General features: G+C 47.6%; 1 protein-coding gene. It reads left to right on the forward strand.

Features of this window, described 5'->3' with window-relative positions:
- Positions 1-382: flagellin (locus tag A142_RS18460; RefSeq protein ID WP_019821649.1), on the forward strand; the 382-nt coding region annotated here is incomplete at its 5' end.
- Positions 383-450: the final 68 nt, after the last annotated feature.

Consider the following 450-nt stretch of genomic DNA (forward strand, 5'->3'; position numbering starts at 1 on the left):
AGTTGAAGGCGAAGTGGCATTCTCTGGTAGCCTTGCTGGCGAACTAGGCATGCAACCTGGCAAAGACGTAACGGTTGATACTATCGACGTAACGTCTGTTGGCGGCGCACAAGAGTCTGTAGCGGTTATCGATGCGGCACTTAAGTACGTAGACAGCCACCGTGCTGAGCTAGGTGCTTTCCAAAACCGTTTCGACCACGCTATCAGCAACTTAGATAACATTAACGAGAACGTTAACGCATCTAAGAGCCGTATTAAAGATACCGATTTCGCGAAAGAAACGACTCAGATGACTAAGTCTCAGATCCTTTCTCAAGCTTCAAGCTCGATTCTTGCTCAAGCGAAGCAAGCTCCGAACTCGGCACTTAGCCTACTAGGTTAATCGATTAAAAAGCTACGTTGACCAATCGTGTTGACGTAAGGCTTCCACAAATTAGCTCGTGGTGAGAG

Source organism: Vibrio splendidus 12E03 (assembly GCF_000272105.2).
In the GTDB taxonomy this organism is placed as follows: Bacteria; Pseudomonadota; Gammaproteobacteria; order Enterobacterales; family Vibrionaceae; genus Vibrio; species Vibrio splendidus_I.